Genomic DNA, 13,815 nt, shown 5'->3' with positions numbered 1-13,815 from the left:
TGTGTTACTTTAGTTTCTTTTAGTTCTTCGGCAGTGCCTTCAAACATGATATCTGTAATTCTGAAACCTAATATTTCATTAGCTTTTTCGAATAATTCTTTGGCTAAAGCCGAATTTTCATAAAGGTCTTTACCCATTCCTGTGAACTGCGCTCCTTGACCCGGAAATACGTATGCTTTCATTTGTCTAATTTAATTTTTACTTTTTTTTAAAATTGAAAATTAGTTTCAATTGGAAGGCAAAAGTACTATTTTTTTAGCTCGTATAACCCTTAAACATATAAATCCATGCTAATCTTGAAAATCTAAGATTAAAAGGAGTGAGTAAAGTAATGACAACAGCAATTATAGGAAGAATTCTTAGATCGAAGTTGGTTTCGAAAAAATATTGTGCAATGCAATACGTTGCAATTCCCTGCGCTACTGTTAATCCGTAGTTCACATACATGGCGCCAAAGAAGTAACCAGGTTCTTTTTGAAATTTATAGTGGCAATGACTGCAGTATTCATTCATTTTTGGAAAACTGAAATTGAAAAAAATATTTTTGTCTGTAAAAACTTTTCCTTTATGACAAATAGGACATTCGTTGCTTAAAATATGAGTTAATGCGTTTGACATGACTTTGTTATTTTTTGTTTATACAAAGGTAATTCAGAGGTTTATAAAAGTCTTTTTTATATCTTCGCTTATTATAGCACAATAAAGACATTTTTGATTGAATTTTCAAAATATAAATTCCAAAATCCAAATCGAATAATAGTATTCTGTAATCAGAAAGCAATAAATATTTTTTGTCTATGAAAAGGTACCCGATTTATAGTGTTCAGAATTTTAGTTGTAACGATATTCATCGTGATTTTTACGTCAATACTTTTGCAGAACATTTAAAAAATCACAGTTTTGTCGAAGAACCACACCGACACGATTCTTATTTAATGGTATTTTTCACCAAAGGTTCGGGATTGCATGAAGTAGATTTTGATCAATTTGAAATCAAAAGAGGAAGTCTTTTTGTGCTTCAGCCTGGACAAATGCATCATTGGAATTTATCTAAAGATATCGAAGGTTTCGTCATTATCTTTTCTCAGGAATTGTACAATTTATATTTCGGACAGAAAAAAATCAACGATTATAATTTCTATCATTCGATTCACAACCGACCAGAAATGGTTTTTGAAGAAAATGAAATTCCGAAAATTCTTCCGTATTTCGATTTGCTGATTCAGGAAAACGTTCAAGATAATAAATATCAATTAGATAAATTATTGAATTTGCTAGACTGCATTCATATTGAAGTGGCGCGAAAATACAATGAAACTTATTCGCATCAAACGCATTCGTACAACATCAAAATCAATACATTCGAATCGCTTTTAGAAGAATATTTCAGAACCGAAAAACTTCCTTCATTTTATGCAGAAAAACTAAATATCACACTAAAACATCTAAACAGAATCTGCAACGAAATTCTACAAAAAACAGCAACTGAGGTAATCACAGATCGTGTTATTCTAGAAATCAAAAGAATGCTGATCGACAAACAATTAGCCGTAAACGAAGTCGCTTTCAAAGTCGGCTACGAAGATTACTCGTACTTCTCCAGATTCTTCAAAAAACAAACTGGAATGTCGCCAACAGAATTTAGAAATGCTGTGCGCTAAGTTTTTGTTTGCCACGAATTGCACGAATTTCCACGAATTATTTTTTATAGCCACAGATTAAAGGATTATTTGGATTAAAAAATCTGTGAAAATCTTTTAATCTGTGGCAAATATTTAGCGTTTTTTGAGAAAAAAAATTAGTGCAAATTCGTGCAATTCGTGGCAACATAAAAAAAGCCCTGCGAGCAAACGCAGAGCTTTTAACCAACCAATTAAATCTAATCTAAACCAAAAGATTAAGCTTGTTTTACGAATTGTAATTCGATGTTTAATCTTACCTCTTCGCCAACTAAAACGCCACCAGTTTCAAGAGCTGAGTTCCAGTTTAATCCCCAATCTTTACGATTAATTTTTCCTTCTATGCTTAAACCAACTTTAGTATTTCCCCAAGGATCAGTCAAGATTCCGCTGTATTCTACTGGAAAAGTTACTGATTTTGAAACTCCTTTAATGTTTAAATTTCCAGTGATTTCGTAACTTCCTTCATTGATTTTTTTGAAAGAAGAAGCTTTGAAAGTTAATTTTGGATGATTTTCAGCATCAAAAAAGTCAGCGCTTCTTAAGTGCCCGTCTCTGTCTGCGTTTGCAGTGTCAACAGAAGCGATATCAGCAGAAAATTCGATTGCTGCATTTTCGAAGTTATCTCCGTCTGTAGTAATTGTAGCTTCGTAAGTTCCAAATTTTCCTGAAACATTAGTAAACATCATGTGTTTTACTTTAAAACCAATTTCTGAGTGAGTTGGGTCAATTGACCATTTTGTAGTTGCCATAATTTTATTTTTTTAAATAATTAATTTGTTTCATTTTGATAGGACAAAGTTACGTTGACAGTTGTCCTGAAGCACTTAACCTAGATTAAGAAATGAAAAATGTTAAATTTTAATAATAGATTTTAATCCGTTTTGAATAGACCTGACAAATTTTTAAAATTTGTCAGGTATCCGCTTATTAATAAAATTAGTCTTTCTTATTTTGTTTTTTATCAATTAAAGGTTAAAAAAAAAGAAACGATAACAATCTGGTTTCCAGATTTATTATCGTTTCAGCGTTACAGGTATTTAATTGTTTTTGTTCGAATTAATAATTCATCGGAATGTCCATTAATAAGAATTCGGCATCTGTATTTGCTTTAATATTTAAAGTATCCGTTCCTGAAATTCCAACCGCATCACGAGAATTTAATTCCTGACCGTTGATGGTTACATTTCCTTTCAAAACGAAAGCATAAACTCCGTTTCCTTCTTTTTTGATTTTATATTCTGTAGAAATTCCAGCATCGAAATTCCCCATGTTGAACCAAGCGTCTTGATGAATCCAAACCCCTTCATCATCTGCATTTGGAGATAAAACCTGAGATAATTTATTGTGTCTGTCAGCAACATTTAAAGTAATTTGTTGGTAACGTGGCGTAACATTTCTTTTGTTTGGAAACAACCAAATCTGTAATAATTTAGTCTGTTCATCGGCATTCGGATTAAACTCACTATGCTGAATTCCAGTTCCCGCACTCATTACTTGAATGTCACCATTTTTGATTACTTCAGTATTTCCCATGCTGTCTTTATGAGCCAAATCACCTTCAAGCGGAATCGTAATAATTTCCATATTATCGTGAGGGTGAGTTCCAAATCCCATTCCGGCAGCAATCGTATCATCGTTCAAAACACGAAGCGCTCCAAACTGAATTCTGTCTGGATTATACCAGCTCGCAAAACTAAAGCTATGGTAAGCGTTTAACCATCCGTGATTTGCGTTTCCTCTTGTGTCTGCTTTGTGTAATACTATATTTTCCATGATTTTGTCCTTTTGTTATTTTTATAATACAAAGATATGGTCATGGTAAAGGAAAAGCACTTAATCTAGGTTAAGAAAGGTTCTGAGGTGCTAAGATTCTAAGTTTTTTGAAGCAGAAATTTTAGTTTTCAAAAGACGTCTAGTCCCGCTATCCGTTTCAATCTTTTGTGCCGAACCCCGTCACAAAAGGATTTCCACTTCTATCGGGGCTAATTTAGAAGTTTTTGTTTTCAGAAGAAGATATGTTTAAACGGAAAGTAAGCGTATAGTTTGTCATCTCGACGAAGGAGAGATCTCCACAAGTAACTCCGCAAAGTTTTGTGATATTACATGAAATAACAACAATCTTGTCATTCCGACGAAGAAGGAAGGACAAAAAATGCGTGGTAAGAAATAAAATAAGCTACTTTATTCTAATCAATCTCCCTTTTCCAGTCACTACATCTAAGTAATTAAGATCATTTTTATCATGCATAAAAAATTCAATAGTATCTTTCTGAATTTGATCTTTCGGAATCGTTATAACTAAATCAATATTTATAAAATTATCCAATAGTATGGCATTCCCATAAGATACCTTTCCTTTTGGCAAAAATTTGTTGTCAAAAACAAAAACACTATCCTTAAAAGTAATTTTATCTTTTTGGATGTATTGATTCTCGTCTTCGATTAGATAGTTATAACGGCCATTAAGTTTCTCCGTTTTCTGACTGAAGTTTACAGAAAGCAGAACTATTAGTAAAGATAAATAATGCATAAAATTCTAACTGTATTGATTCATAAACTGCTGTACAACCGCATCTGTATTTTCATGGCGTTTCTTTTTCTCCAAAACAATCGGCAGAGCAGCTCTTTCTAAACAATCTTGTACCGCGCAGGTTTCGCAAGTTACACCTACAATTCGTTTTACCAAAGGTTTTCCGTCAATGAATTTAAATTTCTTTTTCATTGTCGGATTAATTAGGATTCCAACCGAAATACTTCGAATATAATTTTCTGCGAAAGGATCTTTTGTAGCCGACGAAAAAACCAAATATTCATTGCCACTGTTGGCATAACTCGAAATCTGAGCATCAAAAAAATGAGGTTTATTTTGTCTAATGGCTTCATCAATTGTTTTTACGGAAACCCATCTTCTGCAATAATGCTCGTTGGTTTCATTCGCGTGCGGTTCTTGTTGATGTGTAATATGCAATTCTTTGTTGATTTGATAAATATCAGAACCAATTCTGTGAGATAATCTCAGAAAGAAAAGGTTTTTCAATTGAAAATCTTTCGGTAATAAATTAGTCAATCGCTGGTAAAAAGATTCTGGGGAAACCTCAAAACTTTCAATTAAAGAAACAAATTCTTCTGGTTTTGGATTCTCATTTTCTAAAAAAGCATTGATTTTATTTACAACCAATTTTCTCGGCAACAATAAAGCGCCAGCAAAATAAGAAGCATAAAAATTATTCAAAACCTGATCGAAATTTTCAAACTTAATCCAGCTGAAAGTCAGTAGTCGATCTGAAATTTTCAAATAATTATAAGCTATTTCTTTAGCTAAAATAAAAGCCTTTTGTGGATCGTCTAATTCGGTTGAAAGCAATAAAGTTCTGCTTTTCGGAACATAAATTGAACGTAAATCTTCTAAAGCTTCCTGATCTTTAAAAACAATTTCTTCAATTTTATATTCGTATTCTTCTTTTAAAATTGCTTCCAGTTCTTCAATGCTGATTTTAGAATCCAAATTAATCTGAAACGACTTCGAAAAAGCAATTACTTTCTCTTCTAAATCGTCAAAATAATTGCTGTGCGCTTCCTGATACGAACGCAAAGCGGCAAGAAAAAAGCTTTCACGACTTAAATTATAATGCTGTGCAATTTCGATAATCGTACTAATAAACGCATTGACTTTCGCTGGAGCATTCGCAATAATGTCAATTAAATCGGCTTCTTGGATTCCAAAAAGTTCTAGCGGAATCTCTTTTAGAATTCCAGATTTTAAGATTTCGCCAATCGGAGCGAGGTTGTTATCGAGTTTTAAAGAGACCATTTGGTCGTAAGTCACATCCAAATGTTCGCATAAAAGCAAAATTTTATCTGTTTTGGGATATTTTTTCCCCTTTTCAATCTCGTTCAAATACGATTTTGAAAGATTAGTCAGTTTGGCTAAACCAAAAAGTGACAAGTTCTTTTGTGTGCGAACTTGCTTCAGTTTTAGCCCAAAAATCAGCTTTATATAGTCTTTTTCGATATCCATAATGTCAAATATAGAAATTCTAAAAACAATCGCAAAATAAATATTTTTTAAATTTAGCGAACGTTCGCTTGTTTTGTAAAAAACTTTTTTATAACATTGTACTGTCGAAACGGATTAATTATGAGTTAGTTATGATTTATTGGTTTTGATAAAATAAAAAAAGGATTGAGAAGAAAAACTTTTTAATCAAAATGAAATTAAAATCTGCAGCTATGAAAAACCAATTAGAGATTACTGAAATGGCTATAGAATTCCTAGCCGACAAAAAGCTTGCTTATCCAAAAATCTGGACCGAAGAAGCGACTGCGTTTATTACCGAATTGCATAAAAAATTCGAATCGCAAAGAAAATTACTGCTTTTGCAAAGAAAGCAAAAACAAGTTGCTTTTGATCAGGGCGTCATGCCGGTTTTTACTCCAGAAACAAAAAGCGTCAGAGAAGGCAATTGGACAGCTGGAGAAATTCCGAAAGATTTATTAGATAGAAGAGTAGAAATTACCGGACCAGTTGACCGTAAAATGATTATCAACGCTTTGAATTCGGGTGCCAAAACTTTCATGGCCGATTTTGAAGACAGCACTTCGCCAACTTGGAAAAACCTAATGGATGGACAAACGAATTTAATCGATGCGGTGAACAAAACCATTACGTATACCGATTTGGTAAAACAGAAATCGTATCATTTAAATCAAAAAATCGCAGCACTTATCGTGCGTCCAAGAGGTTTGCATCTTTCTGAAAAACATGTTTTGATTGAAGGAAATGAAGTTTCGGGATCGCTGGTAGATTTTGGTTTGTATGTTTTTCACAATCATAAAAGGCTTTTAGAAAACAATTCTGGACCATATTTCTACATTCCGAAATTAGAACATTATCTGGAAGCAAGATGGTGGAACAGCGTAATTGATTTTACCGAAGATTATTTGAAACTGAAAAGAGGAACGATAAAAGTGACGGTTTTAATTGAAACTATTACAGCAAGTTTTCAGTTGGATGAAATCATTTACGAATTGAAAGAACATATCGTTGGCTTGAACTGCGGGCGTTGGGATTATATTTTCTCTTACATTAAAAAGTTTAGAAAGAATCCAAAATTTATTGTTCCAGATCGCGATCAGGTAAATATGATTTCGCCTTTCATGAATGCGTATTCGAATTTGGTAATTCAAAGATGTCATAAACGTGGGATTCATGCAATTGGCGGAATGGCAGCGCAAATTCCGATTCGGAATAATGATGAAGCCAATACAATCGCTTTCGCGAAAGTGAAAACTGATAAAGAACGCGAAGTTCGAAACGGTCACGATGGAACTTGGGTGGCGCATCCAGATTTGGTTCCGTTAGCAAAAGCCGTTTTTGATGAAGGAATGCCAAGTCCGAATCAGATTCATATTAAAAGAGAAAACCGCAAAATAACGGAAGAAGATTTAATTGAACCACCAATTGGATTGATTACAGAGAATGGTGTTCGAAAAAACATCAATGTTGCAGTTCTGTATCTGGCTTCATGGCTAAACGGACAAGGCGCAGCAGCGTTGCATAATTTAATGGAAGATGCAGCTACAGCCGAAATTTCAAGATCGCAATTGTGGCAATGGCTTCAAAACAAAGTGATTTTGGATAATGGACGAAAATTAGACTTGACATATTATCATGAATTGGCTTTGGATGAATTCCAAAAAATCAAAACGGAATTAGGCGAAGAAAAACACGAAGAACAGCAATTTCCATTAGCCGAAAAAGTTTTGGAAAGACTAGTTGTAAATGCAGATTTCGTTGATTTCTTAACGATTCCGTGTTACAAATACCTATAGTAATTAAAAATTGGGAATTAAAAATTAAAAATATTTTCTAAGGCAGATTAGGACACAAGGTTTTAATTTTTAATTCTCAATTTTTAATTTTTTTACAGAATACTCACTAACCACACTTAACTATACTATTTATGAAAACAACAGAAGACAGAATTCAGGAATTGATTAACGATTGGATTACGAACCCGAGATGGAAAGGAGTAGAGCGTCCTTACACTGCGAGTGAAGTAGTGACGCTTCAGGGATCGTATAAAATTGAGCATTCTATTGCAAAAATGGGTGCAGAGAAATTATGGAGAAAGTTAAAAAGTCAGGATTATGTAGCGGGTTTGGGGGCTTTAACAGGAAATCAGGCGATTCAGGAAGTGGATGCCGGTTTAGAAGCAATTTATTTGAGCGGATGGCAGGTTGCTGCTGACGCGAATCTGGCGGGCGAAATGTATCCAGACCAATCGCTGTATCCTGTAAACAGTGTTCCGATGGTGGTAAAAAAGATCAATAATGCTTTATTGCGTGCCGATCAGATTCAGACTGTAAATAAAATTGAAGATAGAAAAGATTATTTGGTTCCGATCGTTGCTGATGCCGAAGCAGGTTTTGGAGGAAACTTAAATGCTTTCGAATTAATGAAATCTATGATTGAAGCAGGAGCTTCTGGAGTTCATTTTGAAGATCAATTAAGTTCTGCTAAAAAATGCGGACACTTAGGCGGAAAAGTTTTGGTTCCAACACAAGAAGCGATTAATAAATTGATTGCAGCAAGATTGGCTTCAGATGTTATGGGAGTTCCAACTTTAATCGTTGCCCGAACAGATGCTGATGCTGCTAATTTGCTGACAAGTGACGCAGATCCAAGAGATCGTAAATTCCTAACTGGAGAAAAAACGGCTGAAGGTTTCTTATATGTAAATAACGGAATCGACCAAGGAATTGCAAGAGGTTTGAGCTATGCTCCATACGCCGATTTGATTTGGATGGAAACCAGTAATCCCGATTTAGATTATGCGAGAAAATTTGCAAAAGCAATGAAAAAAGAATTTCCTGATAAAATGTTGGCATACAATTGTTCTCCTTCTTTCAATTGGGCTGCAAAATTATCAGTTGCCGAAATGGAAACTTTTAGAGAAGATTTGGCAGCAATGGGATATAGTTTCCAATTCATCACCTTGGCAGGATTTCACGCTTTGAACACGAGTATGTTTGAATTGTCTAAAGCCTATAAAGAACGCGGCATGGCAGGATATTCTGAATTGCAGGAAAGAGAATTCGCTCTCCAAAAAAACGGATTTAGAGCGGTAAAACATCAGGCTTTTGTTGGGACTTCTTATTTCGATGCCGTTCAAAACACAGTTATGATAGGAAGATCTTCAATAACTGCAATGAAACATTCTACGGAGGTTGAGCAATTTTAATTTTTTTTTTCCGCCACGAATTCACGAATTTTTATTTTCAAAGATTGTAGAAAAATAATTCGTGAATTCGTGGCGGAAAACTTTATTTCTTTAAAAGGCGAGCTTTCATTTTGCTGAAAAATTCAGGTGTAACACCAATGAAAGAAGCGATTTGTTTTTGAGGAACTTTATGAACTAATGTTCCATATTTTTTAGTGAACTTTTCAAAACGCTCTTCTGCCGGTAAGCTTAAGTTATCCATTAATCTTTGTTGATTCGCAACTAATGAATTCTCAATTAAAATTCTGAAAAAACGTTCCAATTTCGGAATTTCAAGATACAATTGTTCCTGATTTTCTTTGGATAATGAAACTACTTCGGCTTCTTCTAAAACTTCAATAAAAAGTTGTCCTGGTTTCTGCGAAAAAAAACTGTACATATCGCTCATCCACCAGCCTTCGCAAGCAAATGAAAGTACGTGTTCAACAATATTATCGTTGATGTTGAAACTTCTTAAAATTCCAGAATTTACGAAGTATGAATGTTTGCAAACTTCGCCAGCATTCAATAAAAGCGTTTTGGCTTTGTATGTGTTGGTTTCTAATTTAGATAAAAAAAGCGCCTGTTCTTCTGGAGTAAGAGAAACGTGTTTGGCAATGTTTTCAAGAATTAATGCCATTATTTTTTATCGTCAATTAAAGTAAATGAAGTTGCTTTGAATCTGTTGTTTACGATTTCTCCCGTAACTAAAGCTTTGCTGATTGCATTGCAAAAACCTTTTTCTGAATGAGCATCTCCGTGATCGTGAATCGTTGTTCCGTCCACAAAATAGCTTTTTCCGTCGATGCGGACAGCTAAATCACAGCTTTTGCCTTTCATTCCGAATTGGCATTCTCCACAAGAAGCTTCTACAACTGTTGGTTTGTCAAATTTCTTTTTGCTTTGTGCTTGTACAGCGATTCCAATAAAAAGGAAAGTCGCTAATAGTATATTTTTCATAGTTAAGAATTTACAGTTATTAATTTCGCAGTTTCTTTAGCGCGTTCTGTTACTTCATTTATTGGTGTAGAAAGTGTATCGTGACTTAAGACAACGCCCATTCTTCTGTAAGGTCTTGAAGTTGGTTTTCCGAAGATTCTGAAATCGGTTTTTGGTAAAGCAGCTACTTTTTCAATTCCGGTAAAAGTTGGGTTTGTAGAATCTTCGGATGCTAAAATTACAGCGCTTGCTCCAGCTTTTTCTAAAGTAATTTCGAAAATAGGAAGACTTAAAATCGCTCTTAAATGCAATTCGAATTCGTTGAAATTTTGTGTTCCTGCTAAAGTTACCATTCCGGTATCGTGCGGACGCGGAGAAAGTTCAGAGAAATAAACGCCTTCGTTCGTTAGGAAAAATTCAACACCAAAAAGTCCAGCACCGCCAAGTGCTTCGGTGATTTTTTCGGCCATATCTTGAGCTTCGTATAAATCTTTTTCTGAAACCAAAGCTGGTTGCCAGCTTTCCTGATAATCGCCTCTTTCTTGTCTGTGGCCAATTGGCGAACAGAATAAAGTTGGATTGCCGTTTTGTGTAATCGTTAAAATCGTAATTTCTGAATGGAAATCTACAAAAGCTTCTACAATCACTTCAATAACATCGCCACGTGAACCTGCAACAGCGTATTGCCAAGCTTTTTCAATATCACTTTCGGTTTTGATTGTCGATTGTCCTTTTCCTGAAGAAGACATTAATGGTTTTACCACACACGGAATTCCGACTTCCTGAACTGCTTTTTGAAGTTCTTCTGCTGATGTTGCATATTGGTATTTTGCCGTTCGTAATCCGAGTTCTTTTGCTGCTAAATCGCGGATTGCTTTACGATTCATGGTAAAGTTGGCCGCTTTCGCAGAAGGAACAACGGTAATTCCTTGTTTTTCGTAATCATAAAAACGTTCGGTGCGAATGGCTTCTATTTCAGGAACGATGAAGTCTGGTTTGTGTTTGGCTACGATTCGATCAAGTGCTTCGCCATCAAGCATATTGATGACTTCAAAACCGTGTGCAACTTGCATAGCTGGTGCATTTTCATAACTGTCAACTGCGATTATGGTTTGTCCGATTCGTTGTGCAGCTATGACAAATTCTTTGCCTAATTCGCCTGAACCTAGGAGTAATATTTTCATTTTGGAGTAGTGTATTGTTGAGTAGTAAAAGTAAAGAAAAAGCTTCTTTTAACCGCAAAGTTTGTTTGTTGATTTTGCAGATTAATTTAAACGCAAAGCTCGCAAAGAATTACGCAAAGAGCGCTAAGTTTTGCTTTTAAGTAAAATAAAAAGTTCGCAAAGATTAATTTAAAAATCTTTGCGAACTTTGCGTATTACTTTGTGTCTTTGCGGTAAAAACCTTAGCAGTAAAAAATTAATGATATTGATCTTCTTCAATCTCAAATTCAGCATCTTTTTCCCAGATTTCCATTTCGCAGGGTTTACAGTTGAATTTTAGTTTGTATTCTAACTCGCCCTGTTTTAAAACCAAAGGTTCTTTGACCTTCACACCAACGATATCTTTTTGGTGAATTGGACATTTTTTCAACTCGTATTTGATGCAATATTTGGTTGTCATTACACGAGATTTTCCTGGATCCCATTGTAATTCGAATGCTTTTTCGATTTCGGTAACACCATGACGTTCGTAGAATTTACGGGCTGTTTTGTTCGAAACGTTGTACATGAAATCCAGTTTAGTTTCTGGATAAGGATGTGACGTTTTTACCAACTGGTGTTCTTCACGTTTGTAATTTGCCAAACGAATTTCTGATAATTGTTCGAAAACATTTCTTCTCATTTCGTTGATTTTTGAAATAGGAAGGAACCAGTTTTGAGAGAACATTACATTAATTTCATCAGCGCTGTAAGGTGTAAAACCTGTTTTTGCCAATTGAACTTTAATGTTTTCTTCGATTGATTCACCAGTTTTTGTCGGCTCTTTTGCATGCTCTAATTTTACTGTGCTTACGTTTCCGTCTTCGTCGGTTGCGATTAACTCGAAACCATTTTCGTTTTCGGTAAGCAATAAAGTCGTTCCGATTTTACGGATGGCACTGTCTTCTCTTTCAACAATTTTGATGAAAGCGGTATCGTTGTTACGGTAAATAAAAGTTCCGTCTTTGATTTCTTTTAGAACGTTTGGATACACTTTTCCGTTTTCGGCTTTGTTTACGTAGATTCCGTCGGCTTCGTTGTTTTCGTTGATGAAACAAAGTCCATCACCGTTGTTTAGTAATTCACCGTTTTCGATTTCGTAAGCGTCTCCGATAGTTCGGATCAATTTACCGATATATTGCCCTTTTGATTTTGGACTTTCCCAAGAACCAATACTGGCGTGTCTTTCGTTTACGAAATAATCGGTATAACCACGGTTGAACGTTCTGCTTAAAGTAGAATCGAAAGTGTAAGTACATTTTCCAGAAGAAGCTTTGATGTATTTGTCGCTTCCTTCTAAATAACTGTCTAATTTTTGACGTAAATAAGAAACGTTGTTTTTAACGTAAGCCACATCTTTAAGACGGCCTTCGATTTTGAACGAAACAATTCCGGCTTCGATCAAATTCGGAATTTGATCTGAAACGTCTAAATCTTTAATCGAAAGCAAGTGACTGTTTCTAATTAAAGTATCTCCGTTTCCGTCGATTAAGTTATATGGTAAACGACAGTTTTGAGCGCAAGAACCACGGTTTGCACTACGTTCTCCGTTTGCCACACTCATATAGCAGTTTCCACTAAATGAAACACATAATGCTCCAGTTACGAAGAATTCTAGTTCAACATCAGCATGATCGTAGATGGTTTTAATTTGATGCAAGTTTAATTCACGTGCTAAAACCACACGTTTAATTCCGGCATCTTTCAAGAATTTTATTTTATCTGCGTCGCGGTTATTGGCTTGTGTGCTGGCGTGAAGTACGATAGGAGGCAAGTCCATTTCCATAATCGCCATATCTTGAATAATCAAGGCATCTACACCAATATCGTATAATTCCCAAATCATGGCACGACACGTTTCTAATTCGTTGTCGTATAAAATGGTATTCATTACCACAAAAACCTGAGCGTTAAATAAGTGCGCATATTTTACTAATGCCGCAACATCTTCAATTGAATTGTTGGCATTAGAACGTGCTCCAAATTGTGGCGCACCAATATATACTGCATCTGCACCGCTGTTAATAGCTGCCATTCCGCCGATTAAATCTCTTGCCGGAGCTAATATTTCTATTTTCTTCTTCATTTCTAAAACTTTAGCCTTTTGTGGTATTCACGAAAAAAAGTGTGCAAAGGTCTAATAAATTATTTGAGTTTGCTAGAGATGAAGCGATTTTTTTGAAATTGTTAACTTAATATGGAATGATGATAGTTAAGTTTTAGTTTATTGATGCAACTGATTGTAAATATCTCTTTCTTTATTAGAGAAATAAAATTTAAATCCGGTTTGTTTTATCTCTATATCAAAATCTCGTTTGACAGAAAAACTGGTTTCAAGAACTGTTGCCAATAATACTTCGATTCCAAATAATACTGTTGCTATTGTATAAATGATAATAAGTAGTTTTTTATTTAATTTTATTTTGAAGCCAAGTTTATCTATCAAAAATAATAGCGTAAAGACCATTAAAAAATAGATAATAAAATCAATAAAGAATTCTACTATAAAAAATTGTTCTGCTAGAGAAGTGTGAAATGCAGGTGCTTTATAAATTAATGGAAATCCGTACATAACATAGTCCGGTCCGTCAATAAGATCAACAATCCACCATTTTGTAAAGAGTACAAATAAGATAAGTGTTAAGGGCAGAGTTAAAGTTAAAAGTCTTTTTTTACTCATCATTTTTATTTCTTGAAATTATTTACTTATAGTTTCAAAAATAATCAATA

General features: G+C 34.5%; 14 protein-coding genes. 3 read left to right on the top strand and 11 right to left on the bottom strand.

Translation table 11 applies throughout. The features are described from left to right. A partial coding sequence (locus tag VGE71_RS21830; RefSeq protein WP_331140215.1) for an acyltransferase domain-containing protein occupies positions 1 to 182 on the bottom strand: 182 nt, incomplete at its 3' end. A 73-nt stretch (positions 183 to 255) separates the two neighbouring features. Then, positions 256 to 618, bottom strand: a complete 363-nt coding sequence (locus VGE71_RS21825) for a DUF983 domain-containing protein (RefSeq protein WP_331140214.1) — start codon at positions 616 to 618, stop codon at positions 256 to 258. 179 nt (positions 619 to 797) lie between these two features. Here VGE71_RS21825 and VGE71_RS21820 point away from each other — a divergent pair, with 179 nt between their 5' ends. Then, positions 798 to 1,661: a helix-turn-helix domain-containing protein gene (locus tag VGE71_RS21820; protein WP_331140213.1), complete on the top strand. Its 864-nt coding sequence runs from the start codon at positions 798 to 800 to the stop codon at positions 1,659 to 1,661. 236 nt (positions 1,662 to 1,897) lie between these two features. On the opposite strand, the gene VGE71_RS21815 is transcribed toward VGE71_RS21820, so the two are convergent. From VGE71_RS21815 to VGE71_RS21800, 4 genes are all read right to left on the bottom strand, one after another. Then, positions 1,898 to 2,431, bottom strand: coding sequence for a YceI family protein (locus VGE71_RS21815; protein WP_331140212.1), 534 nt, complete (start codon positions 2,429 to 2,431; stop codon positions 1,898 to 1,900). A gap of 307 nt (positions 2,432 to 2,738) precedes the next feature. After that, positions 2,739 to 3,455: a pirin family protein gene (locus tag VGE71_RS21810; protein ID WP_331140211.1), complete on the bottom strand. Its 717-nt coding sequence runs from the start codon at positions 3,453 to 3,455 to the stop codon at positions 2,739 to 2,741. A gap of 403 nt (positions 3,456 to 3,858) precedes the next feature. Further along, positions 3,859 to 4,212: a hypothetical protein gene (locus VGE71_RS21805; RefSeq protein ID WP_331140210.1), complete on the bottom strand. Its 354-nt coding sequence runs from the start codon at positions 4,210 to 4,212 to the stop codon at positions 3,859 to 3,861. Between the two features lie 6 nt (positions 4,213 to 4,218). Further along, positions 4,219 to 5,700, bottom strand: a complete 1,482-nt coding sequence (locus tag VGE71_RS21800; protein WP_331140209.1) for a helix-turn-helix domain-containing protein — start codon at positions 5,698 to 5,700, stop codon at positions 4,219 to 4,221. Between the two features lie 212 nt (positions 5,701 to 5,912). Between VGE71_RS21800 and aceB the strand changes: the two genes are divergently transcribed. Both aceB and aceA read left to right on the top strand, forming a co-directional pair. Next, the gene (aceB, locus tag VGE71_RS21795; RefSeq protein ID WP_331140208.1) at positions 5,913 to 7,514 is read left to right on the top strand and encodes a malate synthase A; all 1,602 of its coding nucleotides are present in this window, start codon (positions 5,913 to 5,915) and stop codon (positions 7,512 to 7,514) included. Between the two features lie 131 nt (positions 7,515 to 7,645). Beyond that, on the top strand, positions 7,646 to 8,926 hold the full coding sequence (gene aceA / locus VGE71_RS21790) for an isocitrate lyase (protein ID WP_331140207.1): 1,281 nt from the start codon (positions 7,646 to 7,648) through the stop codon (positions 8,924 to 8,926). An 82-nt stretch (positions 8,927 to 9,008) separates the two neighbouring features. On the opposite strand, the gene VGE71_RS21785 is transcribed toward aceA, so the two are convergent. The 5 genes from VGE71_RS21785 to VGE71_RS21765 form a co-directional block, all read right to left on the bottom strand. Beyond that, positions 9,009 to 9,584 (bottom strand): Crp/Fnr family transcriptional regulator, encoded by a 576-nt coding sequence (locus VGE71_RS21785; protein ID WP_073407828.1) that lies wholly within the window; start codon positions 9,582 to 9,584, stop codon positions 9,009 to 9,011. Further along, positions 9,584 to 9,904 carry a DUF6370 family protein gene (locus tag VGE71_RS21780; protein WP_331140206.1) on the bottom strand — a complete coding sequence of 107 codons (321 nt, stop codon included), beginning with the start codon at positions 9,902 to 9,904 and terminating at the stop codon, positions 9,584 to 9,586. The genes VGE71_RS21785 and VGE71_RS21780 overlap by 1 nt, the downstream gene beginning before the upstream one ends. 2 nt (positions 9,905 to 9,906) lie before the next feature. Then, a complete protein-coding gene (gene purT / locus VGE71_RS21775) occupies positions 9,907 to 11,067 on the bottom strand; it encodes a formate-dependent phosphoribosylglycinamide formyltransferase (RefSeq protein ID WP_331140205.1) in 1,161 nt (386 codons plus the stop codon). A 235-nt stretch (positions 11,068 to 11,302) separates the two neighbouring features. Then, positions 11,303 to 13,171, bottom strand: coding sequence for a U32 family peptidase (locus VGE71_RS21770; RefSeq protein ID WP_331140204.1), 1,869 nt, complete (start codon positions 13,169 to 13,171; stop codon positions 11,303 to 11,305). 138 nt (positions 13,172 to 13,309) lie between these two features. Next, on the bottom strand, positions 13,310 to 13,765 hold the full coding sequence (locus tag VGE71_RS21765; RefSeq protein ID WP_331140203.1) for a hypothetical protein: 456 nt from the start codon (positions 13,763 to 13,765) through the stop codon (positions 13,310 to 13,312). Positions 13,766 to 13,815: the final 50 nt, after the last annotated feature.

Origin of the sequence: Flavobacterium sp., assembly GCF_036405015.1 — a bacterium.
Classification (GTDB): Bacteria; Bacteroidota; Bacteroidia; order Flavobacteriales; family Flavobacteriaceae; genus Flavobacterium.
The sequence above is the reverse complement of the archived record's forward strand: the minus strand, read 5'-3'. Positions and strand labels throughout refer to the sequence as shown.